The organism is Arthrobacter sp. HMSC08H08, assembly GCF_001807575.1.
GTDB lineage: Bacteria > Actinomycetota > Actinomycetes > Actinomycetales > Micrococcaceae > Pseudoglutamicibacter > Pseudoglutamicibacter albus.
Window position 1 is genome coordinate 117,736 of record NZ_KV789409.1, and the last position, 24,214, is coordinate 141,949.

The following is a 24,214-nucleotide window of genomic DNA, read 5'->3' on the forward strand; positions in this document are numbered from 1 at the left end:
CCCTACCCCGGTAGATCTCCGCTAGCGCAAGGGCCTGGAGTTGTCCACAGGACAGCGCCGGGCCCTTGTCGTATCTGGACGCTGGAACGCACCATGAATGCATGACGCCAACCCAGAATGATCGCGACCTGCCTCTTCCTGATCTTCCACCGCCTCGCAAAGATCTTCTACCGCTACCTGCCACGCGTAGCCGGCTCTGCGAGGTTCCCTTATGGGATGCGATGCGTGAGAACCTCACTGAAGCCGAGCTTGCGGCGGCTCTTCGTGATGACCTAATCCGCCACGTTGTGGGCCCGCTCTATGCCCGTTTATCGGTCAGCCACCGTCCGATGGTGCGGTGGGCCGCACTCTACCGTTTCCAAGTGGCCTTGGCTGAAGACGGCATCAAGAATACGGTCTTCGATCACCAGACTGCGTTGTGGGCGTGGCTCGGTGGCAAGCCGCCAACGAGCCTCAACGTGCGGGCGCGCGTGCACAGTAGACGCTTCAGGAACATTGGTGGGCTCAATATTTATATCGATCCGTTGAACCTCAGCCAACGAGACATCGCATATGTTGAAGGGGTCAGGGTCGTGACACCGTTGACGGTCGCTGTCGAGTTAACGGCTGCGATTGCGCGCGATGCTGATGTGCCAGCGCCTCGAGTCGCTCGGTTACTCAGTGATATTCCAGAACGTATCGCGATGGGCTGGCAACGAACCCTGAAGGATCCCAATCCAACGGTTGGGGATCAGGTAACACAAACTCTCGAGCTAGAAGACATCAAGCCAGTCGATATGGACCGCTTGTTGGACGGTAGCGATCGATTCGCTCGTTTAGGTACAAAGCGTCAGACCCTCGTGCGGCGGCGGTTGCGGGAGATTAGCGCCGCTCTTCTGAGGCCCCACCTAGCACCCGGCTGACATCATAGACGCCTTCAATCCGGCGGATTGCAGCGAAGATATGGCTCATGAAGTCCGGCTCCCCCAGCTGGAAACGGAAACGTGAAATCGCGGTCCGGTCCTTGGTGGTCCACAGGTTCGCAGACAAGATATTGACGTGGTTCTCCGAGAGCACTTTGGTGACGTCGCTCAAAAGCGAGTGCCGGTCGAGTGCCTCAACCTGGATCTCTACCGTGAATACGGTGTGGGAACGAGGATCCCACGCGACATCGACAATCCGCTCGGCTTCAGGACCGCTCAGATTAGCGATGTTCGGGCACGCTGAACGGTGTACCGTGACGCCCGAGCCGCGTGTTACAAAGCCTTTGATCGCATCCGGTGGCACCGGCGAGCAACACGGGCCCAGCTTAGCCACAACATCACGTGAGCCCTGGACGATAACCCCGGAAGAGCTCGGCTGTGAGCCGCGCGTCTGGTTTTGGTCCGAGGTGAAGTTCATGCCTGGTTCAGGCTGAGCTACCTCGGGTTCTCCCGTCAGGCTCGTGATGTGCTCCATCACGTTCTTGGAAGAGACGTGGCCTTCGCCCAGGCCCGCGTACAGACCAGTGATGTCGTTGTAGTGAAGCTCTTTCGCAACCGCTGTGAGGATCTCTGCCGTCATGAGCTTCTGGAGCGGGAGCCCAGCCTTACGAATCGCTTTAGAGAGCAGATCCTGGCCTTTTTCTATCGCTTCCTCGCGGCGCTCCTTGGAGAACCATTGCCGAATCTTGGTGCGGGCTCGTGGTGAGGCGACAAAGTCTTGCCAATGGCGTGACGGGCCGGCGTTTTCTGCCTTCGAGGTCAGTATTTCAACCTGATCGCCATTGTTGAGCGGTGTATGCAACGGAACAAGTTTCCCATTGACTTTAGCGCCAACGGCCCTGTGCCCCACATCCGTGTGGACCGCGTAGGCGAAATCCACGGGTGTGGAACCCAGTGGCAGCGAACGCACCTCACCGGCCGGGGTGAAGACATAGACTTCAGCGGAGTTGATGACATAGCGCAAGGAATCGAGGAACTCATCTGGATCCTCAGTGTCTTTCTGCCAGGCCACCAACCGGTTGAGCCAGTTGATGTTGGTTTCTTTATCGTTCTCTGCAGAGCCTTGCTTGTATTTCCAGTGTGCGGCTACACCGTATTCGGCACGCTTATGCATTTCGTGGGTGCGGATCTGCACCTCGACGGGACGGCCGCCGGGACCGATCACGGAGGTATGCAAGGACTGATACATGTTGAACTTAGGCATCGCAATGTAGTCCTTGAACCTGCCGGGAAGCGGGTTCCAATGCGAATGGATGATGCCCAAGACCGCGTAGCAGTCTTTGACGGAGTCAACCAGGATCCGAACACCCATGAGGTCGTGGATCTCGTTGAATTCTTTCTTCCGGACTACCATCTTGTGATAGACCGAGTAATAGTGTTTAGGCCGGCCCGTGATGACCGCGTTGATCTTCTCTTCAGAGAGATTCGCCTCGATCGGTTGCCGAACTTCGGAAAGATACCGTTCACGTTCAGGCGTGCGGGCGCCCACCATGCGCACGATCTCTTCATACACTTTCGGGTGCAAAACCGCGAAAGAAAGATCCTCAAGCTCCCACTTGACGGTGTTCATCCCCAAACGGTGGGCCAACGGAGCGTATATCTCGAGGGTTTCCCGGGCTTTACGGGACGCCGATTCAGGGTTGACGTAACGCCATGTGCGGGCGTTATGCATTCGGTCGGCAAGCTTGATCATGAGTACACGGATGTCTTGGGACATCGCGACGATCATCTTCCGGACCGTCTCTGCCTGAGCGGCCTCGCCGTAGGTGACCTTATCGAGTTTGGTGACCCCGTCCACGAGCAGAGCGATCTCATCGCCGAAGTCCTTGCGCAGTGCTTCAAGCGAATATTCGGTGTCCTCGACCGTGTCATGCAACAGCGCCGCCGCCAGCGTAGGGCCAGTGAGCCCCATCTCCGCAAGGATCGTTGCGACCGCCACAGGGTGGGTGATGTAGGGATCCCCGGATTTCCGCTTCACGCCTTCGTGCCAACGTGCAGCCACATCGTAGGCGCGTGTAATGAGTGAAAGATCTTCTTCCGGATGTTGCGCACGCACGGTACGTAGCAGGGGCTCAAGGATGGGAGGGGCCGCCGGAAACGTTGACCGGCCTGAGAAACGGATCAGACGCGAAAGCGACCTTCCCCGCCTTGGTTGCTGTTCACCCACTCGCTGTTGCGCCATGGCAGCGATTCCTCCTCTGCTACCAAGCGCAAGGCCTGGCTGTATGTACACAATACGGTGATTGGGTCAGTTTAGACCACAGAACAGTAACGGAACACCTCGTGAACCGGTGAGTCTCACGAGGTGTTCCGTCACGCGGTGCGTTCGGCACCGTTCCCAGCTAGTGGTGAATACGCGTATCAGGCCAGCGCTGCCTCTGAATCTTTGCGGTTGTCATGGACCTCAGCGTCGAGCTCCTTGATCTCTTCATCGTTCTTGCGCAGCTGATAGTACAGCGGTGCCTGGATGAAGAGGGTGGACAACGTCGAGACGATGATGCCGACGAACAACGCAAGCGCGAGGTCACCGAGCGTGCCCGCGCCGAGCAACCAATAACCGATGAACAGAATCGAGCCGACTGGCAGGATCGCAACGACCGAGGTGTTGATCGAGCGAACCAGGGTCTGGTTCACAGCACGGTTGACCTTCTCCTCGAAGGTCATGACGTACTTGAGGGAGGCGTCAGAGGTATTCTCACGGATCTTGTCGAAGACCACCACGGTGTCATAGAGACAGTAGCTAAGAATCGTCAAGAAACCGATGACCGCACTCGGTGTCACTTCGAAACCGACTGCAGCATAGATCCCGGCAGTAACGATCATGACGACGATCAGGCCGCCGATTGCGGCAAGCGACATCTTCCAGGTCCGGAAGTACACCGCCATCAGCAAAGCAACCAAGACCATGAACACGACCAAACCGATCGCCGCTTGGCGTGAGACATCAGCGCCCCATGTCGGGCCAATCGCTGAGACAGAGACCTTCGAAGCATCCGTCTCGTATGCTTTCGCGAGTGCTTCCTTCAAGTCGTCGGCTTGCTGACCGGTGAGCGGGTCAGTCTGGACGCGCATCGTGGTCGCAGCCAGATGCGTCGTCCGTGCGTTCTTATCCGGCACGACCTCGCCGGCGGCGTCGTCACCGAGCTTAGGGTCAGTCTTGTGAGCCTCGGCCACCTGGAACTCGTTGCCACCTCGGAAATCGATACCCAGGTTGAAACCGCCACGCACAACCGGAACCAAGACCGAAAGCACGATCAGAACGAGCGCGATAGCAAACCAGAGTTTGCGCTTGCCAATGAATGGATACGAACGCTTACCGGAGTAGAGCTCGTTACCCCACGCTGCTAGCTTCGCCACGTCAGTTCTCCTCTACCTTGCGTGTATCTGCGTTCCTACCGTTCTCGCGCGCAGCAAGCTCTTCAGCCCGGCGCCGCTCAGCGATCGTCATGCGACGCTGAGCCTCACGGTTAGCCCCGCCGCCGTGTTTGCCGGCCTGCTTCGCTTCACCGCTCTGCCGGCGCACACGCACTCGGCCCGCCCCGGCATACAGCGGCTCAGCGCCCAAAAGGCGCGGATCCAGACCGGAAAGCCTGTGACCTTCAGAGAAGAAAGGCATACGGCTGAGCAACTGCAACATCGGGTGCGTGAACAAGAACACCACGAAAATATCCGCAACAGCTGTCAGGCCCAGGGTGAACGCGAAGCCCTTGACGTTACCCACAGCAACAAAGTACAGAACAACGGCTGCCAGAATGTTGACCGCTTTAGAAGCCAGAATGGTTCGGCGGGCACGCTTCCAACCGGTTTCGATCGCCTGCTGGAGCCTGCGGCCTTCACGCAACTCATCACGGATACGTTCAAAGTAGACGATGAACGAGTCAGCTGTCAGACCAATCGAGACAATCAAGCCGGCAACACCAGCCAGAGACAACCGATAGTTCGCGCCCCAACCCAACAAGACAATCGCGAGATAGGTCAGCGTACCCATGATGATGAGCGAGGCCATCGTCACCAGACCCAAAACGCGGTACTGGAAGAAGGAGTAAACAGCCACCAAGACCAGGCCGATCAAGCCGGCGATCATACCGGACTTGAGCTGATCAGCACCGAGCTTGGCCGAAACCTGGGTTTCGGTCGGGATGTTGAAGCTCATCGGCAAGGCACCGTAACGCAGCTGCTCGGCGAGTTCTTGAGCCGATTCCTGAGTGAAGTTACCCGTGATCGAAGAGCGGCCATCGGAAATGACGGCCAGCGACTGCGGAGCCGAAACCACGCGGCCATCCAACACGATCGCGAACTGGTTCTTAGGCGGCTGAGCTGACGTCAAACGCTGGGTGACCGTCTTGAACGCCGCAGCGCCCTTGTTGTTGAACGTCAACGCAACTTCCCAACCACCGGTCGTGAAGCCCTGCGAGTTCTGTTCAGGACGTGCCTCGGCATCGGTGATGTCAGAGCCGGAAACCTCAACCGGACCCAAGAGGTACTTAGCCTGCAACGGCGGGTCCATCTCACACGCAATAGCTGGCTCTTCAGCCTTGAACGTCGTGCGGTCTTTCTTATTGAGCTCAGCGGCACAATCCCACGCCTGGAACTTACGCAAAAGCTCAGGGGTGACCCACCGATCATCAGAGCCGTTCTGCGGTTTACCCTCAGGCTTTGGGATGTCTTTGATCGGTGTGAGGTCCTTCTTTGGCGTCGCCGTGATGTCTTGGTTCGCCGCGATCACCGGCCGGAACTGCATCTGCGCGGAAGACTTGATGAGGTTACGTGTCTTCTCATCTGGGATGCCAGGCATCGCAACCACGATGTTCTGGTTGTTCTGGGTGGTGACCTCAGCTTCAGCAACACCAGTGCCATCAACGCGTTGACGAATGATCTCGACCGCTTGCTGAAGCTGCTCGGAAGTGACCTGCTTGTTCGGGTCATCCAGTTTAGGGGTCAGCACCATCTCGGTACCGCCCTCAAGGTCCAGCGCAAGCTTAGGAAGCGCACCAGTTTTTCCTGCGACAACACCACCGATGAGCACACCGATCAGCACGAGGTGGATCACCGCGAGCCAGATCAGTGCGCTACGAGCCTGCCGCTTGGGGCTAGTTGTTGACATAAAGGTTTCTCTCACACGTGAGCAATGAATGAATAAAGACTAGGTATCTGCCTCAGCGTGTGAAGTGCATCGGTTCGCAACGCTGGGCTGCTGGTTCTTAGCGCTTATCTGGGCCTTCCGAACCGTCGAGGTCACCCTGGTTGTCCTCTTGCGAAGCCTCAGGGGTCGAGTTGTCTTCTGGGAACTGAGCGATCGCTTGGACGTGGAACATGACACGGTTGCCTGGAGATAGTTCCAAGAGCACCTTGTTCTCGTCTTTGAAGGTGTCAACGACCGTGCCGAAGATACCGGCGGTCGTCATAACTTCTGCACCCGGGACGAGCTTAGTCTCACGTTCCTGCTGAGCTTGCTGCATCCGCTTGCGGTTACGGAACATCGTGAAGACCAAGAAAATGACCATGAGGCCCATGATCAAAAGAAGAGGGCTAATACCCCCGGCCTGTCCTTGCTGACCTTCAGCCAAAATCTGCTGCGCGGAGATCACGTGGCATCCTCAATTCACATTATCGATATCGCTGCACACCCTCGCGCGCGCATTGCAGGCGCAAGGAAAACACCGATCTAGCCTAACCTACCCCGGCAAGCAGGAGTAGTAACTGCAAGCTCACGCCGTAACTCTGGGACGGCACTGTCGGTTGCTGGAAGACAGAAATAGATAGGCCAATGCTTTCTCCAGCTCGGTCGATTCTTCAGATGAGGCGGGCAGTCCCGCCGGGATCCTGCTCCCCCGAAGGTAGGGCGCCAGGAGCACCCTCCGGCGGAGTCAGGCCTAGGTGCGCCCATGCCGCTGGGGTTGCTATTCGTCCGCGTGCGGTTCGGCCGAGGAGGCCTTCGCGCACAAGATAGGGCTCAGCTACTTCCTCGACGGTTTCGGTTTCCTCCCCCACCGAGATCGCAAGTGTTGATAAGCCGACGGGCCCGCCACCGAATTTGGTGCACAACGCTTGCAAAACTGAACGGTCGAGCCGATCCAGTCCACGTTCATCGACGTCATACATGTCCAGGGCCGCTGCGGCTTGAACCGCATCGATCCGCTCGATGCGGTGTACAAGCGACCAGTCCCTGACACGGCGTAGGAGCCGGTTAGCGATACGCGGGGTTCCGCGTGAACGTGAAGCGATCTGCTGATAGCCGTCATCGGTCAAGCGCACATCAAGCATGACTGCCGAGCGCCGCAGAACCATTTCAAGTTCTTCAACCGAATAGAAGTCCAGGTGGCCGGTGAACCCGAAACGGTCACGCAGAGGTCCCGGCAAAAGACCGGCACGCGTGGTCGCGCCCACCAGAGTGAACGGAGGAAGATCCAATGGGATAGCTGTGGCACCAGCACCCTTGCCGACCACGATGTCGACGCGAAAGTCTTCCATCGCAAGGTAGAGCATTTCCTCTGCTGGGCGGGCTAGACGGTGGATCTCATCCAGGAATAAAACTTCGCCTTCAGATAGCGAAGAGAGGATCGCAGCCAGGTCCCCTGCGTTTTGGATTGCCGGACCGGAGCTGATGCGTAGCGGTGCTTGCATCTCCGCGGCAACGATCATGGCTAGCGTCGTCTTGCCCAAGCCTGGAGGCCCGGAGAGCAGAACGTGATCGGCAACCCGTTCACGCAGCTTCGAGGATTCAAGTACGAGGGAAAGTTGCTCGCGAACACGTGCTTGGCCCACGAATTCATCGAAGTTCTTGGGCCGCATCGCAGCCTCGAGCGCGCGTTCCTCCGGCTCTCCGGAGGCATCCACCAGACCGCGCGAGGAATCTGATGCCATCTTGCTGCGTTCCTCTCCCCTAGCTTCTCAACAGTAGTTTCAAGACCGTTCCGGCATGCTCACGAGCGCACTCCGGTCCCGGCCCCCACGCCCCGCAATGCAGCGCGCAACAGCTCTGGAACCGAGGCCCCGGCCAATTCCGGTTGTGCCTTGAGCGTGGCTGCAAGAACTTTCTTAGCTTCCTTCTCAGTCCACCCCAGGCCTGTGAGACCCTCGACCACTTGGGCCTCGGCGGCTTGAGCCAACGCTTCGGCTTCGGTCTGGGCGGCCGGGGCGGCAGTGGCAGTAGCATCCGCCGAGAGCGTCAGCTTGCCCTTGAGTTCAAGGATAATTCGGCTTGCCGATTTAGGGCCCACACCCGAAACGCGGGTCAGCGCTTTCGTGTCTTCGTTCTGAACAGCCGCGGCGAGCTCTTCTGCAGAGTGAACCGCCAAAATAGCTAAACCCAGTTTCGGGCCGATCCCTGAAACGCTCGTGATGATGTCGAAAACGTCCCGGTCACGTGCACTAGTGAAACCGTAGAGAGTCATCGAATCTTCACGCACCACCAAACTCGTTGGAAGAGTGGCTTCTTGACCTACCGTGAGTTCCCCTAACGTCCGCGGAACCGCGTTGACGAGGTAGCCCACTCCGCCCACATCAAGAACCACCGAGTTCAGGTTCAACGTCGTAACGGTGCCTCGAAGCTGAGAAATCATGGGTACGAACAACCTTTCACGGACATAACAGCGCGCCGACGGCACGCCTCACACATAAGAGAGCACCACAAACACGGAGAGTGATACGAGAAGTCTATCCGAATATATCTTCGAACTATCCGTATGTGTGTTAGATACGCCCCGTGTCACAGCGCTCACGAGCCAGCACGGTCAACCACGCGGCTTACGTGCACGCGCCCGCAAAGCAGACTCCGCACGCGCCGCATTATTAGCGGCCTGAGCCTGCGCCTTGAGCCAGGCTCGCTGTGCTGGGGCCACACCACTTTGATTCGATCCTGAAGCCGCCGCCTTGGATGCCGGGTCAGCCCCACGCCACCCGTGAGCCAGAGCGATCGCTATCGCATCGGCCGCATCGGCTGGTTTCGGGGCGGCCGCTAGGCGCAGAATCTTGGTCACCATCCGCCCCACTTGCTGTTTATCAGCCTGGCCGCTACCGGTCACAGCGGCTTTGACCTCAGTCGGGGTGTGTAAGGCAACCGGAATGCCGCGGCGCGCGGCAGCGGCAATGATCACGCCCATCGCCTGGGCGGTACCCATCACCGTAGAGACGTTCGTGTAAGTGAAGACGCGCTCAATCGCCAAAGCATCAGGCCGGAATTCATCCAGCCACTCATCAATCCGCTCAGAAATCGTGAGCAGACGGTGGTCCAAGGCAACCTCAGACGGGGAACCGATCACCCGCACGTCCTCGAGCGTTGCTGTGCGGTCAGTACCAACAGAAACCAGGGCCAACCCGCAACGGGTCAGCCCTGGATCAACTCCTGCTACGCGCACGCACCAACCACCTCGGAAGCCGTTACGCGAACCGAATGCAACAGTCTCTACTCCTCGCCTAGCGCCTCAATGACCTCAGGCGTCATATCGACATTCGAGTACACGGCCTGCACGTCATCGAGCTCCTCGAGCGCTTCCTCAAGTTTGACGAACGTGCGGGCCGCATCCACATCCAGCTCAACCTTCATCGTCGGCACGTACTCGACTTCATCAGAGCTGTATTCGACACCGGCTTCATCCAGCGCGTGAGCAACTGACTGCAGCTCCGAAGGCTCCGAAACGATGGTGAAAGAATCGCCGACCTTGGTGATCTCCTCGGCATCAACATCAGCCATGAGGACAACCTCCATGAGGGAATCCTCGGTGTGATCAGCCTCAGGGACCACCACGACACCCTTACGGTTGAAAAGGTAGTTGACCGAACCCGGGTCGGCGATCGTGCCACCGTTACGGGTGATCGCCACGCGAGTCTCAGAGGCCGCGCGGTTGCGGTTATCGGTCAGGCAGTGCACCAAGAGAGCCGAGCCCTGCGGACCGCGTGCCTCATACATGATCTCGGTGTAGTCAATGACCTCACCAGTCAGCCCGGCACCACGCTTGATCGCACGGTCGATGTTGTCGTTAGGAACGGAGTTCTTCTTCGCCTTGTTCACGGCGACTTCAAGAGCCGGGTTACCTTCTAGGTCCGGACCACCAGCACGCGCGGCAACCTCGATCTTCTTGATGAACTGCGCGAAAGCTTTCGCACGCTTCGCATCCAACGCAGCTTTCTTGTGCTTGGTTGTCGCCCATTTGGAGTGGCCAGCCATAGTTCTTCCGTCCCTATGTCAGTTAGTTCTAGCGTCAGACCATTCTATAGCCTGCCCTCACCGTAGCGCCGTTACTCGGCATGGCGTCGATGTACTTAGTGTGAAAGAGTCTTTTCATGACTTGTCTTACGGAGCCTAGCGGGCTTGATTACAACTTCCCTGATTTCTCTACCGTGACCCCGGATCTGTTGCGCAGCTCGGTGCGTGCCGGAATCGAGGCTCAAGAGAAAGCCGTCGCGGCCATTGTCAATGATCCGCACGAGGCGGACTTCACCAACACGTTCGAGGCTTTTGAGCTCTCAAGCGAAGCCCTTGATCGTGCAACGGCGGTCGCGTTCCACCTGTTCTCAGCTGATGCCACGGAAGAAATCCAGGCTATCGAGGCTGAAGTTACGGCTATGGTCGCAGCGCATCAGGACGCAATGACGCTCTACCCTGGCCTGTACGCCCGGATGCAGCAGGTCGATGCGGGCGCGCTTGAAGGCGAACAGGCACGCCTCGTTGAGGTCACGATGCGATCCTTCCGCGCGAGCGGCGCGGAACTGGACGCTGAGGGCCAGGAAAAGCTCAAGGCCTTGAACGCGAAGCTCACCGATTTACAGACAGAGTTCGGTCGCCTCGCGATGCAGAACCTCGTGGATGCAGCGCCTGCCCTCACGGAGGCGGAAGCTACGGGCCTCTCCCCTGCCCGACTTGAAGCGACCCGCGCCGCAGCTCAGGCCGCGGGAGCGGAAGGCCACCGTATCTCGCTCGTGTTGCCAACCGTTCAACCTGATGAAGCGATCCTGACCACCGCTGAAGGCCGCAAGAAGTTGCACGAGGCATCGTCTCAGCGTGCATCTGACGGCAAGAGCTCTACGATCGCCGCGCAGATCGCGGCATTGCGCGTAGAGCGCGCACGCTTGCTCGGTTTTGAGACGCATGCAGAAGAGATTCTGTCTCTGCGGTCGGAAACCTCGGTTTCGGCTATCAACGATCTGTTGGCGCAGTTGGCTAAGCCTGCGCTCGCGAACGCGGCCGCCGAGGATGCGCGGATCGCTGAAGCGCTCGGCCTCGAGCCTCTGTCCCCCGAGGCTCCTGTGGCACCGTGGGATCGCGCACGCGGGCTGAGTCTTGTTGGCTCGCAGTCCGATGGGGTCGACGCGGAACTGTTGCAACAGCACCTTGAACTCGACACAGTTCTGACTGAAGGCGTTTTCCGTGCCGCTGGATTGGTCTATGGGCTGAGGTTCACGGAACGCCACGACCTTCCGCTTCCTCACCCGGATGCCCGGATTTGGGAAGTTATCGAGGAGAACGGGGATGCCGTCGGGCTGTTCGTGGGCGATTTCTTCGCCCGCGACACCAAGCGTGGTGGGGCATGGATGAATGAGCTTGCCCAAGGTGCTACCGCAACCGGTTCACGCCCGATCATCTGCAATACGCTGAACATCCCTAAGCCAACCGGCGGGAACCCTGCATTGTGCACGTGGGATGAGGTCAACACACTATTCCACGAGTTCGGGCATGCGCTCCACGGCCTGCTGAGTGCCGCACACTACCCTTCTTTGGCGGGCACCAACGTTGGGCGCGACATCGTCGAGTTCCCGTCCCAGGTCAACGAGATGTGGACAGTACACCCCAAGATTCTTCCGCACTACACCAAGCACGCACACACGGGTGAACCGCTTCCTGCCGATCAGATCGAAAAACTCACCGCGACCAGCACGTGGGGCGAAGGCTTCTCGACGAGCGAATACCTCGCCGCATCGATTCTAGACCTCGCGTGGCACCAGCGCACCGGTACCGACGTCGAGGCTGACCCGGCCGGGTTCGAAGACTCAGCATTGCGTGATGCTGGCTTCAACCCGGACTCGATCGAGTCTCGCTACAAGACCGGCTACTTCCAGCACATCTTCGCTGGCGGTTATTCGGCAGGTTACTACTGCTACATCTGGTCCGAGATCCTTGACGCCGATGCGGTCGAATGGTTCAAGGAGCAAGAGGACATCCGTGCCGCTGGCCAGCTGTTCCGTGAGGAGTTCTTGAGCCGCGGTAACACGCGCGACGCACTGGAAAGCTATCGCGCATTCCGTGGACGCGATGCCCGCATCGAGCCTCTGCTTGAACGCCGCGGGCTGAAGGCATAAAAGCCGGCTAGACCAGAGTCGAGAACAAAGAATGGTGTGGGTAGATGCAGAACGTTACGAACTTCATCCACCCACACCATTTCGATATGACGAAGGGCGCGCTTGGCGTGTGTGTGCTACCAGCCGCGGTCTTCGAGGCGGTGGTGCACTGGGATCTCATCTACGTTGAGGCCGACCATTGCTTCGCCGAGACCACGGGATACGTCAGCGATCACCTTCGGGTCGTTGTAGTTGGCGGTCGCCTTGACCACAGCGGCGGCGCGAGCCTCAGGGTTACCGGACTTGAAGATGCCGGAGCCCACGAACACGCCTTCGGCACCGAGCTGCATCATCATGGCTGCGTCTGCTGGGGTTGCGATACCGCCTGCGGTCAACAAGGGCACCGGCAGCTTTCCTTCGCGGGCGACCTCAACGACGAGATCGTAGGGCGCCTGCAGTTCTTTCGCGGCAACGAACAGTTCGTCCTCAGCCATCGAAGTCAGGCGGTTGATTTCCGCGCGGATCTTACGCATGTGGCCGGTCGCGTTCGAGACATCGCCGGTTCCGGCTTCACCTTTGGAGCGGATCATCGCAGCACCCTCGTTGATGCGGCGCAAAGCCTCACCGAGGTTCGTCGCGCCACACACGAATGGTGCCTTGAACGCGAACTTGTCCACGTGGTTCTCGTAGTCAGCTGGGGAAAGAACCTCGGACTCGTCGATGAAGTCGATGTCGAGGGCTTCAAGAACCTGGGCCTCAACGAAGTGCCCGATGCGTACCTTCGCCATCACTGGAATCGATACGGCTTCCTGAATACCAACGATCATGTCAGGATCCGATGCCCGAGAAATACCGCCCTGAGCGCGGATATCGGCAGGTACACGCTCCAAAGCCATGACAGCCTTAGCGCCTGCGGCTTCAGCGATGCGAGCCTGTTCAGGGGTCACGACGTCCATGATGACGCCGCCAGTCAGATGGTCAGCAAGCCCACGACGGACGCGGGAGGCCTGCTGGGACGGTTGAGTGTTCACGCGAACAATACCTTTCGGTCATCGAAATTGAGTGGAAGGGAAAACAACGGCTGGTATCGGCCAAACCCTAGTTCATCGTATCTGTCACACCGTGCACACGCTGAGCGGTTGCGACACATCTGGAAATACGCTGAATAAGAGTCACGACCGAGCCAATACATACAGCTACGACTCCCCCGAACCACCACCACGGATTCAATCCCAGGCCGGTGAAACCGGTGAGGACAAGCACGACAACGAGACGCTCCGAACGCTCCACGAAACCGACCGAAGCATCGAAACCAAGCGATTCAGCCTTAGCCCGCACATAAGAGACGAGCCCACCAAGGCTCAAAAGGGTCAGTGCTGCTGCGCCGAACATCGGGCGCGCGCCACCTGTGAACCACCAGAACGCGAGCGTTCCGAAGATCGTGAAATCCACGAGCCGGTCGAGGGAAGAATCGAGGAAGTTCCCTAGCGCTCGTTCGGTGTGTGAGCGCGGCTGACCTACCCCAGATTCGGCTTGGTTGTCGAGGTGCCGGGCGAGTTGGCCATCGACCATGTCAGAGAAAATGAACAACGTGATGGCAACAGTGCCCCAGAACAGTTGACCCCAACTGTAGAGCGCGACCGCGGACACGGCCGCGCCCACCGAGCCCAGTACCGTGACCAGGTTCGGTGTCGCGCCTACCCGCGCTAGGACTTTCACGAGCGGACGGAACAGAGCCGTGAAAAACCCGCGCGCGTACCGGTCCAACATGCCTAGGTGACCTCGCCCCAGCCTTGCTTCATGAGCCGCAGCGTATCCCCTAACACCACTGGGATCGCTTTGGATTCAGCGATGATCGGGAAGAAGTTCGTGTCCCCACCCCAACGCGGGATCACGTGCTGATGCAGGTGCGCGGCGATACCGGCACCTCCGGCTTGGCCCTGATTCATGCCGAGATTAAAACCGTCAGGGCCCGAAACGTGGGCCAGCACGCGCATCGCTTTCTGGGCAAGCTCGCCCATCTCAGCTGTTTCTTCCGCTGTGATGTCGGTGTACATCGGGACGTGGCGGTACGGGATCACCATCATGTGGCCCGGATTATATGGGTAGAGGTTGAGGTTCACGAAGCAATGTTCGCCTCGATAGACGATGAGTGCGTCTTCATCGCTGCGTTGAGGCCCGGAACAGAACGGGCACGTGTGCTCGTCCTTGACCTGGTCCTGCCCCTTCTCGACGTAGGCCATACGGTACGGGGTCCACAACCGGCCCAGCCGGTCTGGTGCTGAAGCGAGTTCGAAGTCGTCGGTGACCTCGGCATCGTGCTCGGCTTCCGTGTGAGCGGTTGATTGAGGGTTCTCAGTTTCAGGCATGATCGGTGTTGATCCGTTCGCGTACGTGCTTCACGATGCGTTCGATCGCTTCATCGACAGGCACCTGGTTGTCTTGCGAACCGTCACGGTAGCGGAAGGAGACCGCGTTGGCTTCTTGGTCTTCCCCACCTGCGATGAGGGTGAACGGGATCTTCTCCTTGGACGCGTTGCGGATCTTCTTGGGGAACCTGTCGTGGCTGTCATCGAGTTCCGCGCGGATGCCCTCGGCTTTAAGACGCTCGACGATCTCGGTGAGATAGTCGTTGAATACCTCAGCAACAGGGATCGCACGCACCTGAACGGGGGCGAGCCATGCCGGGAACGCACCCGCGTAGTGCTCGGTGAGCACGCCCATGAAGCGTTCAATCGAACCGAATTTGGCGGCGTGGATCATGACTGGTTCCTGCCGGGTTCCGTCAGCTGCCTGATATTCGAGTTCGAAGCGGGCTGGCTGGTTGAAATCGTACTGGACCGTGCCCATCTGCCATGTGCGGCCGATCGCATCTCGCGCCTGGACGGAGATCTTTGGCCCGTAGAACGCCGCCCCACCTGGATCCGGGACGAGCTCAACACCGGTCGAGACAGCGACTTCCTCCAAGATGCGGGTTGCTTCTTCCCACTGTTCTTGAGAACCGATGAACTTATCGGAGTCCTCATCTCGGGTTGAGAGCTCAAGATAGTAATCATCCATACCGAAGTCCCGTAGCAGGGACAGCATGAATTCGATGAGGTGGCGGACCTCTTCCGGTGCTTGTTCCTTGGTCACGTAGGAGTGGGAGTCGTCTTGAGCGAAACCGCGCACGCGGGTCAGCCCGTGGATCACGCCGGACTTTTCGTACCGGTAGACGTGCCCGAACTCGAACAGACGCAGAGGCAGGTCGCGGTAGGAACGGCCCCGTGACTTATAGATGAGGTTGTGCATCGGGCAGTTCATCGCTTTGAGGCGGTATTCCTGACCCGGCTTGGTCACGTTGCCGTCGTCATCGTGCTCGGCGTCCACGGTCAGCGGCGGGAACATCGTGTCCGCGTAGTACGGCAGATGCCCTGAGGTGTGGAAGAGGCCAGCACGTGAGATGTGGGGGGTGCCGACGTAATCGAAGCCTGCGGCCACGTGGCGGTCGCGAACGTAGTCTTCCATTTCGCGTTTGATGATGCCGCCTTTGACGTGGAACACCGGCAGGCCGGAGCCGAGCTCATCCGGGAAGGAGAACAGGTCGAGTTCGGTTCCGAGGCGGCGGTGGTCGCGGCGTTCGGCTTCTGCGAGGCGCTCTTGGTAGTCCTTGAGTTCCTGCTTGGTTGGCCACGCCGTGCCGTAGATACGTTGCAGCTGTTTGTTGTTTTCGTTGCCGAGCCAATATGCTGCCGCGCTACGGGTTAGCGCGAATGCGTTGGAGATGATCTTGGTGTTCGGCAGGTGCGGGCCGCGGCAGAGGTCTCGCCAGATGACTTCGCCGGTCTTGCGGTCGATGTTGTCGTAGAGGGTGATTTCGCCTTCACCGATCTCAACGCTCATGCCTTCGCCCGAGGTTGCGGCTTCATCGGCTTTGGAGAGCAGGATGAGCTTGTATGGCTCGTCTTTGAGTGCTGCGCGTGCTTGTTCAGCGGTGACGGTTTCGCGGCGGAAAGACTGGGTCTGGTTCACGATGCGCAGCATGCGCTTCTCAATAGCCTTGAGGTCTTCCGGGGTGAAGGGTTCATCGACGTCGAAGTCGAAGTAGAAGCCGTCGGTGATGTAGGGGCCGATGCCGAGTTTAGCTTCCGGGTAGAGTTCCTGGACGGCTTGAGCCATGACGTGGGCGGTCGAGTGGCGTAGAACGTTGAGTCCGTCTGGGCTGCTGATGTCCACCGATTCGATGACAGCGTCGGCTGGCACTTCGCGATGAAGGTCCCACAGTTCACCGTTGACGCGCATCACTACGGTGGTTTTCTGGTCTTTGAACAGGTCGAGTCCAGTTGTTCCCTGTTCCACCTCCCGCGCTTGTCCGTCGATCGTGAGGTTCAGGGAATCAGCCATGGTGGCCCGCCTTTCTTGTTCTATGGCTTTATGGTGAGTGGCATACCGAGGCCACGACCAGCCAATGTCTCATTCTATGGCACTGTTGAGTTTCTATGTCCTTATTCAGTGTGAAGCGCGGCATGTTTGTTTCGTGTATGCGGTGTTTTCGAGGTAGCCGGGTTGCGGTGGGAGTTTTTCGGGTGGGGTTTCGGGTGTGATGGGTTCTTGGAGGTCCCATGCACGGATCGCTTGGATGCTCACGGCTCTCGGGCCGGTGCGGCGTGTGGTGCCTTCTACGAGCATGAGTCGTGATGAGAAAACGATCGGGCCGGCATCGTTTTGCGCTTGGGTGAAGAAGGAAATATCGGCGCAACCGTGCCCGTCATCGAGGCTAATGAAGACGACCCTCTCCCCTGAACGCATCGGCGGGGTTTGAGTTGCCACACGCACCCCAGCGACGAGGACTCGGGTCCCTGAGCGTAGTTCCAGAAGCCGGTTGGATGGGGTTGCGCCGATGGCTTCGAGATAGGAGGCGTGGGCGTCCATGATGTGGCCGCTGATGTCAGCGGCGGTGAGGTCGAGTTCGGTTCGGACGTTTTGGGCTGGTGTCGGATCAGGGATAACCGGTGCTAGCGCCGCGGTTTCAAGGTCCACCCCTAGATCGAGTGCGCCTTGGCCTGGGATGGGTCGGTCTTTGTGCGCGCGTTGTGGTGTGTTGCGTTGGGTTTCGAGGTGGTGAATGAGGTCGGCTCTGCCTCCTCTACCGGGTGTCAGGAAACGGTCGAGTGCTCCGAGTTGGGCTAACCGGACCATGCTGGCTTTAGTGATGCGGGCGCGGGAACGAACGTCTGCGACTGATGTGTAGGGGGCGTTGGCGCTTAAGCGTTGGGCTTCAGGGGTGCTGAGTCCGCTGACCAGTGTCCAGGACATGCGGATGCCAAGATCTCCGCGCACCCGATACCCGGGTACTGGTTCACTCGGTGTTTGGGCGTGTTCGGGGATGCGTTCAAGCTTGAAGGATGTACTCGAGGCGTTGACATCCAGCGGGAGTAGCGGGATACCGAGCCGGCGGGCTTCTGCGATGAGCAGCCTTTGCGGGTACATGCCCGGGTCGTGTTCGAATAGTGCGGCCATGAACGCTTCTGGGTGGTGGGTTTTCAGCCACGCGGATTGATATGTGGGGATGGCGAACGCGGCTCCGTGGGCTTTGCAGAATCCGAAGGAGCCGAAAGCGGCCAGGATGGACCATACTTCATCGATGACGTCGACCGAATACCCTTTCGTGAGCGCATCGCGCCTGAACGTTTTTTCGAAGACCGGTTCCCGCTCAGGGTTGCCGATCCAGCGCCGGTACACGTCAGCACGTGCGAGCCCGCACCCTGTCATGAGGTCGATGATGCGCAGGACTTGTTCGTGGAACACCACAACCCCGTGGGTTTCTTTCAAGATCGGGGCGAGATCCGGGTGCGGGACTTCCGTGTGCCGGAATCCGTGACGTTGTTCCAGGAACGGTTTGACCATGTCTGATTGCATCGGGCCTGGCCGGAACAGAGAAATGTCGATGATGAGGTCGTTGAGTTCAGTCGGGGCGAGCTTCCCGATGAGTTCCCGCTGGCCTGGGGATTCGATTTGGAAAACCCCCAACGTGTTGGTTGTCCGGATCATCTGGAAAGTGGCTTCATCATCGAACGGAATCCGGTCTAAATAGACCGAATCCGTTACCCCGTGTATCCGTTTGATTTCTTCGAGGGTGTAGGCGATTGCTGACTGCATCCGGACCCCGAGCACATCGAGTTTGATGAGCCCCATGTGGTCCATGTCGTGTTTATCGAATTGGCTCATAGCCAGCCCCATACCGGAGGGCTGGACCGGGGTCCGGTCTAATAAGGAACTATCGGAAAGGATCACCCCGCACGGGTGCATTGAGATGTGGCGAGGCAACCGGTCAAGCCGCTCTGTGAGATCGACGAGTAAGTCCCACCGGTTGTTACCAGTTTGGCGTTCAGCTTCAAGCCGGTGCGCGAGCGGGGCGAGCTCCGGCATTTTCGCAACCGCGTCCCGCACGTTCGAGGCGTTCAGCCGCCACAGGCTCTTAGCTGCTCGGTCGATATCGTCGCTTTCCATGCCGAGCGCATAGCCTGCATCGCGGACCGCTCCCCTTGCCCTGTAGGCGTTCTGCATCGACATGAGCGTGGTGCGGTCTTCACCGAAGCGTTTGAACAGTTCCCTATAGACCGCGTGACGTTGAGCGGATTCAACATCCACATCGATATCCGGCAGGCTTGCTCGTTCCCGTGAGAGGAAACGTTCAAAGATCAGGTCATGTTCAAGCGGGTTCATATGCGATATCCCTAAGAGGTACACCACAAGGCTCGATGCGCCTGAGCCTCGCGCGGCGGCCCTGACCCCCATGCCGTGGATGATGTCGGTAGCCGCGGCGACGGTGAGGAAATAGCTTGCAAACCCGAGCTCTTCGATGATGCCCAGTTCATGCTCCAGGACGTCCAGGGCACGCTGACGCATCCGTTCAGCGCGCGCCGGTGAATGATGCAGAACAGCTTCGCCGCTTGGAGCGAATAACCGTTCGAGGCTCGCCAGGCACCGTTGCCGTAATTCAAGCATCGGGTTGTGCCTAATCCCGATCACGTGCGCCTCAGGAACAACCGGGGTTCCCCAGCCCATATGTTTGACCGGATCAAGCGCGCTCAGAGACGCACACCGTTGCGTTGAGCGCAGCAACTGCTCGGCCCCCTGGGACCCTAGCCCCGCGGCCGAGGCCAGCTCGGCAGCCACCTCGTGCATCTGGGCGCTTGGCTTGAGCCATCCTTGCCCGTTGACTTGCGGGCTCTCACCGCGGGCAGCGCTCACCGCGGGAACGGTGCCTTTCGGTGCGGTAACAGAACCTAGTGGGCTCATCAGGCGCACCGCGTCCACAACATCGGCGGTGGCGGCGCCGTCCGGGGTCGCGTACCGCACCGCGTTCGTCATAACCGCTTCCACACGGCTTTCGCGGGCGGCTTTCCACATCCGTAGAGCATGCGCGTGGCTACAGCGCTGCCCGGGCCGGGACATGTGGCTCACCAGTTCTATAAACAACGCATCGGTATGGAGTGTGTCCCGCCATGCTTTAAGCCGGCGCCGCATGTGCGCATAGCGGCGACGATACGCGGCATGGCCCACATCCGAGTCAGGACCTAGGAGCACACTGAGGCGTACACCGCCATCGGGCCCGAGTGCTGCTTGGCGCACATCAAGCCGGCTCACCCCCACAATCCCATGGGTTTCTCTCCCCCGCTGATGCGCTACCGACACGAGCCGAACCAGCGCCGAATACCCCTCCGAGGAACCACGGGCGAGCACAACAATCCGGCCTGCAACGCTCACATCGCCGGCACTGTTCATCCCACCTGCGATGCTCGCGCCAGAAACGCTCGTGCTTTCGAGCAGAGCAAGATCTACGCCCAGAATCGGGGTGACCCCATGCTCGATGCACGCCGCAACATGTTTGATAGCCCCGTATAGCCCGTCGCGGTCAGTGCACGCTAGAGCCCAAGCACCATCAGCTGCAGCCTGTTCCACTAACTTCTCTGGCCGGTCAACCCCGTAGTGGGCGCTATACGCGGTAGAAACATGCAGATGCGGGAAACCCACTTTTCCCTTCATACGCTTAAGCGACTGCCTTCTCTACGCGCTACGTTGTAAAGGCTGCGAAGGCAGTTCAACATTGATCAGCCGCCACCGGCCCGTTGCGCAGTGCTGAGAAACATACATTGTCTGCGGCTCAGAACTTGGATTCAACTGCACCTGCAACTGCCACACCAAATGATCAACAGTCCCGGGTCCAGAACCTTTAACGGCTCTAGGGTCCTCCTCCCACCAGGCCCTACGCTCAAACCACTTCACGGGCTCTGCGCACACCGTCCATGTGCGCCCTTGCCACAGCACGGCACTCGGCGCGCCCTGCTCGTCACAACGCAATTCCACAGATTGGGTGAACATACTCATGTTTCCTACTTCTCACCGGCCGCCTGTGAGCTGGCTCGGCCGCAACGCTGGATGTGCGGGGCCTGGGAAGCGGAACCTCACACAACGAGATTCGAACATGTGTTCGATAGGAAGACCTTAAGAATACCCCCTGACAGTTTGAACCGCACACCCGCCCTAACCTCTGCGCGCTTGCGTTACACACACGCTCTGCCCCATCGGAGACAATAGGGACCATGCCCCTTCAACCCCTCGATAGCGCTACCCCGACCTCTCCGGACAACACCCCTTCTCAGCAAGAAACCATGCCTGCCCCGCCGAGCCCTCTATACGAACGTCTCGGCTGGGACTCACTCGACGCCGCGCTCGCCGCGACCAACCGAGCATCTGAAAGCCGTGGCGTTGCACTCGATCCACACCAGATAAGCGCAGCCCACACAATCCTGGGCTCGCACCGTTCGGGGGTCTACCTTGTGGGCGAGGTCGGACGCGGTAAGACCTGGCTCATCGACAGCATCCTCCGCAACGCCCCCGCAGCAACCCTGCGGATGCATTTGACCGCGTTCTTCCGCGCGTTAACCCACAGCATGCACACCAACGGGCACGCCTTCGCGCAAGCCGTCACCGACGTCGTAGCAGCCAACACCGTGATCTTCATCGATGAATTCCACGTCCACGATGTCGCCGACGCCGTCATGCTGCGCCGCGCACTCAGCATCCTCGCCGAGCACGACATCGCACTCTTCACAACATCCAACGCCGCGCCCGGTAACGGTCACGACGACCCCATGATCGCTGACGCGCTCGGCCCCGCAGCACGCCACATCCATGAAAACCTCGAGGTCCTAACCCTCACGCATCCACAGGACTACCGCGCGCTCCAACACCACACAATCCCGCCTCACCCAAACCAGCACCAGCCAAGCCCGCACCAAGCTACCGGCTTCGCAGCGGGCACCTGGACCATCGTCAACAGCCCCGCCTCATCCCCAGCCACCGGCACCACAACAGGCAACACCACAACAAGCAGCGCAACCATCCCGCTACCCGGGACTGCACGCACCCTGACCGTCAACCCCACCAGCCTAGACAGCACGGACTCAGAAAACGCCACACTAGACACAACCTGGGAATACTTATGCGAAGGCAGCATTTCCCCAGCAGATCTGCTCGCGCTCGCCGATGACTATTCGACCTGGGTCCTCCGGGAGGTCCCCGCGCCTGAAAGTATGACGCGCAACGCGATACAGCGGTTCGCGCACATGGTCGATGTGTTAGCCGATGCGGACATCCCGCTACACGTCTATGCCCCGGTCCCACCGGAGGAGCTTGCCCGCGCACCCCGCGGGCCGGTCTATCCCGAACGCATGTTTTCGCGCCTGCAGCTGCTGACACCGGTTGCTGACACGCGCCCTTGATGCGCGGTAGCCTCGAAACTATGAATCAAACCCTTCAGACACTTCTCAACGCAACACGCGTCACGGGCCTTGAAGCCAGCGCTAACGGACGCGTCGTCGCCACCGTCCAACAGCTGGATGCCGATGGCACCGGCTGGCAGAGCCAGATCGTTGAACTCCCGAAGGGTTCAACACACCCCCGTACTTTGACCCGCCACGAGAAGGGCGCATCAAGCCCCGTCTTGGATGCGCGGGGTCGCTTGTTTTATATGGCGTCCAACCCTGAGGGCGCGAAGGCCGGCAGTTGCATATGGCACCTTCCGCAGGCGTCTGCTTCCCCATTGTTGCTTGGCTCGCGTCCGGGTGGGTTCCGTAGCTTGCAGGTCAGTAAGAGCACACTGTTCGCTCAAGCGGGTATGCATTCGCAGGCGAGCACTGAAGCGGAGCACGCAGAGTATTCGCGTAGCCGCTCCACGATGCATGTGTCCGGGATCCTTCATTCCGTGTTCCCTTCGCGTTATTGGGCGAGCGATCTTGGGCCTGCAACGGACGTGATCCTGGTGGCTGAGTTGCCCGAAAACATCGAGGCAGCCGCCTCTGAACATGAGAAGAACGCTCGCCTCAAGAAAGCCGCCGAGGCGGCTAGCAAGGACGCTGTCAGCAAGGACACCGCTGGCGAAGATAGCGAGGCGGATAGCAAGGGCAACGACACTAGCGAGAACAACGACGCCGCTGAGGGAGCGGATTCGCTGCTCTCCTGGCGTGTTGTACGGATGCCGAAGGGGCGATTGCTTTCGTGGAAGGCGGCCCCGGATGCCTCGTTCATTCTCGCAGCGATCGAGGTCAACGTCGCTGATCTCATCACGGGCACGCAGTTGTGGCGCATCGATGTCGCTACGGGTGAGAAGACCATGCTTACCGACGTCGACACGGTTCCTGGTCATCACCTCAGCCTGGTCGATATTTCTCCTGATTCAGCCAAGGTTGTTCTCAACTGCACCCGTGATTGGACACCGCAGCAGTCGCTGAGCTCGAGCTCCCACATCATGGACATCGCTACCGGTGAGCGCACTGAGCTTTGGCCGGATCTGGACCACTGGGTGGCTCCGATGTGGGTCACGAACTCCAAGCTCGCCACAACGAGCGATGACTCCGGTAGCGGCTCGGTGTGGTTCGGTTCCGTGACCGATGCCGCGCCACAGCGCATCGCCGGCGGCCCTGGCACCGGCGAGGTTTTCACTGGGTTGGCTCGTGTGGGCACGGCAGATCGCTCGGCCAGCGGCGATGAAGCGCCTGCACTGATTACTTTGCGTAACGGCATCGCGGTTGCGCCGCATCCGGTGCGCATCGAGCTCCCAAGCGAGGCCGCGCACGCCGTAGCTGTTGAGGAGCTCGCGAACCCAGCGGATGCGACGGATCAGCCGGGCCGTACCGAAAACATCACAGCCACCGCGGAGGATGGAACGGAGATCCGAGCCTGGCTGCGCTTACCGGAAAGCGACGGACCGCACCCTCTCGTGGTGTTCGCGCACGGCGGCCCGTGGGGATCGTGGAACGCGTTCACCTACCGTTGGAACCCGGCACCATTCGTCGCTGCCGGTTTCGCGGTCCTTCTGCCAGACCCAGCTATCTCGACTGGCTATGGCCAGGCGATGATCGACCGCGGCCAGCAACAGCTCGGCGGCACCCCGTACACCGACATCATGGCGCTCACCGACGCCACCATCGAGCGGTCCGACATCGACGAAACCAAGCAGGCGTTCGCCGGCGGTTCCTACGGGGGCTTCATGGCTAACTGGGTTGCAGGGCACACAGGCGACCGCTTCAAGGCCATCGTGACCCACGCATCGTTGTGGAACACGACCTCGATGGGCCGCAGCACCGACAACGCGTCGTGGGACCGTGCGATGCGCGAACAGGGTGCGGAGTATTCGCCGCACCTCTTCGCGGAGAAGATCACAGCACCGATGCTCGTGATCCACGGCGATAAGGACTACCGTGTGCCGATCGGCCAGGGGCTTGAACTGTGGCACGCACTCCATGTGCATGCGTCCACGCCACGCGCCGCCGACGGCTCGCTACCACACCGCTACCTCTACTTCCCGGATGAGGGGCACTGGATCGAGTCCCGCGGAAACGCAGAGGTCTGGTACCGCACGTTCATCGGCTTCCTGCAAGAGCATGTGCTCGGCGAGGAAGCCGAGAAGCCGCTCTCACTCGGGTAGTCGTTGG

At 59.6% G+C, this 24,214-nt stretch carries 18 protein-coding genes; 4 read left to right on the forward strand and 14 right to left on the reverse strand.

The window, feature by feature from the left end; genetic code table 11:
• Window positions 1–101: 101 nt before the first annotated feature.
• Complete coding sequence (locus HMPREF3175_RS09345; RefSeq protein ID WP_141739888.1) at window positions 102–902, forward strand: hypothetical protein; 801 nt, start codon at window positions 102–104, stop codon at window positions 900–902.
• Here HMPREF3175_RS09345 and HMPREF3175_RS09350 read toward each other — a convergent pair.
• The 8 genes from HMPREF3175_RS09350 to HMPREF3175_RS09385 all read right to left on the reverse strand — a co-directional run bounded on the left by HMPREF3175_RS09350 (window position 862) and on the right by HMPREF3175_RS09385 (window position 10,128).
• Window positions 862–3,144, reverse strand: a complete 2,283-nt coding sequence (locus HMPREF3175_RS09350) for a RelA/SpoT family protein (protein WP_070492242.1) — start codon at window positions 3,142–3,144, stop codon at window positions 862–864. The two genes, HMPREF3175_RS09345 and HMPREF3175_RS09350, sit on opposite strands and share 41 nt — an antisense overlap.
• Window positions 3,145–3,323: 179 nt before the next feature.
• Entirely contained in the window at window positions 3,324–4,319 is a 996-nt protein-coding gene (gene secF / locus HMPREF3175_RS09355; RefSeq protein ID WP_070492245.1) for a protein translocase subunit SecF, read from the reverse strand.
• A 1-nt stretch (window position 4,320) separates the two neighbouring features.
• Window positions 4,321–6,066, reverse strand: a complete 1,746-nt coding sequence (gene secD / locus HMPREF3175_RS09360; protein ID WP_070492248.1) for a protein translocase subunit SecD — start codon at window positions 6,064–6,066, stop codon at window positions 4,321–4,323.
• A gap of 97 nt (window positions 6,067–6,163) precedes the next feature.
• Window positions 6,164–6,550, reverse strand: a complete 387-nt coding sequence (gene yajC / locus HMPREF3175_RS09365; protein WP_070492251.1) for a preprotein translocase subunit YajC — start codon at window positions 6,548–6,550, stop codon at window positions 6,164–6,166.
• A gap of 205 nt (window positions 6,551–6,755) precedes the next feature.
• A complete protein-coding gene (gene ruvB, locus HMPREF3175_RS09370) occupies window positions 6,756–7,826 on the reverse strand; it encodes a Holliday junction branch migration DNA helicase RuvB (protein ID WP_070492253.1) in 1,071 nt (356 codons plus the stop codon).
• A gap of 59 nt (window positions 7,827–7,885) precedes the next feature.
• On the reverse strand, window positions 7,886–8,524 hold the full coding sequence (gene ruvA / locus HMPREF3175_RS09375) for a Holliday junction branch migration protein RuvA (protein WP_035755132.1): 639 nt from the start codon (window positions 8,522–8,524) through the stop codon (window positions 7,886–7,888).
• Between the two features lie 171 nt (window positions 8,525–8,695).
• Entirely contained in the window at window positions 8,696–9,319 is a 624-nt protein-coding gene (gene ruvC / locus HMPREF3175_RS09380; protein ID WP_070492256.1) for a crossover junction endodeoxyribonuclease RuvC, read from the reverse strand.
• 47 nt (window positions 9,320–9,366) lie between these two features.
• Complete coding sequence (locus HMPREF3175_RS09385; protein ID WP_035755130.1) at window positions 9,367–10,128, reverse strand: YebC/PmpR family DNA-binding transcriptional regulator; 762 nt, start codon at window positions 10,126–10,128, stop codon at window positions 9,367–9,369.
• 116 nt (window positions 10,129–10,244) lie between these two features.
• Here HMPREF3175_RS09385 and HMPREF3175_RS09390 point away from each other — a divergent pair, with 116 nt between their 5' ends.
• Entirely contained in the window at window positions 10,245–12,257 is a 2,013-nt protein-coding gene (locus HMPREF3175_RS09390; RefSeq protein ID WP_070492259.1) for a M3 family metallopeptidase, read from the forward strand.
• Window positions 12,258–12,373: 116 nt separating this feature from the next.
• Here the strand turns inward: HMPREF3175_RS09390 and pdxS are convergent, their stop codons facing one another.
• The 6 genes from pdxS to HMPREF3175_RS10560 all read right to left on the reverse strand — a co-directional run bounded on the left by pdxS (window position 12,374) and on the right by HMPREF3175_RS10560 (window position 20,606).
• A complete protein-coding gene (gene pdxS, locus HMPREF3175_RS09395; RefSeq protein WP_035755125.1) occupies window positions 12,374–13,267 on the reverse strand; it encodes a pyridoxal 5'-phosphate synthase lyase subunit PdxS in 894 nt (297 codons plus the stop codon).
• 67 nt (window positions 13,268–13,334) lie between these two features.
• Complete coding sequence (gene pgsA, locus HMPREF3175_RS09400) at window positions 13,335–14,006, reverse strand: phosphatidylinositol phosphate synthase (RefSeq protein WP_035755123.1); 672 nt, start codon at window positions 14,004–14,006, stop codon at window positions 13,335–13,337.
• A gap of 2 nt (window positions 14,007–14,008) precedes the next feature.
• Window positions 14,009–14,605 carry an HIT family protein gene (locus tag HMPREF3175_RS09405; RefSeq protein ID WP_035755121.1) on the reverse strand — a complete coding sequence of 199 codons (597 nt, stop codon included), beginning with the start codon at window positions 14,603–14,605 and terminating at the stop codon, window positions 14,009–14,011.
• Window positions 14,598–16,619 carry a threonine--tRNA ligase gene (gene thrS / locus HMPREF3175_RS09410; RefSeq protein ID WP_035755119.1) on the reverse strand — a complete coding sequence of 674 codons (2,022 nt, stop codon included), beginning with the start codon at window positions 16,617–16,619 and terminating at the stop codon, window positions 14,598–14,600. Before thrS ends, HMPREF3175_RS09405 begins: the two co-directional genes overlap by 8 nt.
• A 105-nt stretch (window positions 16,620–16,724) precedes the next feature.
• Entirely contained in the window at window positions 16,725–20,264 is a 3,540-nt protein-coding gene (gene dnaE / locus HMPREF3175_RS09415) for a DNA polymerase III subunit alpha (RefSeq protein ID WP_070492262.1), read from the reverse strand.
• A 21-nt stretch (window positions 20,265–20,285) separates the two neighbouring features.
• On the reverse strand, window positions 20,286–20,606 hold the full coding sequence (locus tag HMPREF3175_RS10560) for a DUF6504 family protein (RefSeq protein ID WP_035755117.1): 321 nt from the start codon (window positions 20,604–20,606) through the stop codon (window positions 20,286–20,288).
• A 215-nt stretch (window positions 20,607–20,821) separates the two neighbouring features.
• On the opposite strand from HMPREF3175_RS10560, the gene zapE reads away from it, so the two are divergent.
• Both zapE and HMPREF3175_RS09425 read left to right on the forward strand, forming a co-directional pair.
• Complete coding sequence (gene zapE / locus HMPREF3175_RS09420) at window positions 20,822–22,003, forward strand: AFG1/ZapE family ATPase (protein ID WP_083289549.1); 1,182 nt, start codon at window positions 20,822–20,824, stop codon at window positions 22,001–22,003.
• Between the two features lie 20 nt (window positions 22,004–22,023).
• Entirely contained in the window at window positions 22,024–24,207 is a 2,184-nt protein-coding gene (locus HMPREF3175_RS09425; protein WP_070492320.1) for a S9 family peptidase, read from the forward strand.
• The last annotated feature ends 7 nt before the right edge of the window (window positions 24,208–24,214 follow it).